Below are 438 nucleotides of genomic sequence, written 5' to 3'. Positions count from 1 at the left end.
GGTGGATGCGCTCGAAGCTCTCGGCGATCACCGCGCGCACGCCCAGCAGCCGCGTGCCTTTGGCGGCCCAGTCGCGCGACGAGCCGTTGCCGTAGTCCTTGCCGGCCACCACCACCACCGGCACGCCTGCGTCGCGGTAGCGCATGGCCGCGTCGTAGATCGGCTGGATCTCGCCATCGGGCTGGTGGCGGGTCAGGCCGGCCGGGCCTTGCGGCAGCAGTTCGTTGACCAGGGTCGGCTGCGCGAAGGTGGCGCGCATCATCACGCGGTGGTTGCCGCGGCGCGCCAGGTAGGTGTGCAGCGCATCGGCCGGCACGCCCAGCGACAGCAGGTAACGCCCGGCGCTTGACTCGGGCGGGATCTCGTTGGCGGGCGAGATATGGTCGGTGGTGACCGAGTCGCCCAGGATGAGCAGGGCGCGCGCGCCCTCGATGCGCA

At 71.9% G+C, this 438-nt stretch carries 1 pseudogene; it reads right to left on the bottom strand.

The features are described 5' to 3' along the window. A pseudogene (locus TMES_RS22070) lies at positions 1 to 438 on the bottom strand (aconitate hydratase); the annotation flags it as partial.

The sequence above is a fragment of the Thalassospira mesophila genome, assembly GCF_002115755.1.
GTDB classification, from domain to species: Bacteria; Pseudomonadota; Alphaproteobacteria; order Rhodospirillales; family Thalassospiraceae; genus Thalassospira; species Thalassospira mesophila.
This window is presented reverse-complemented; position numbering and strand designations above follow the sequence as displayed.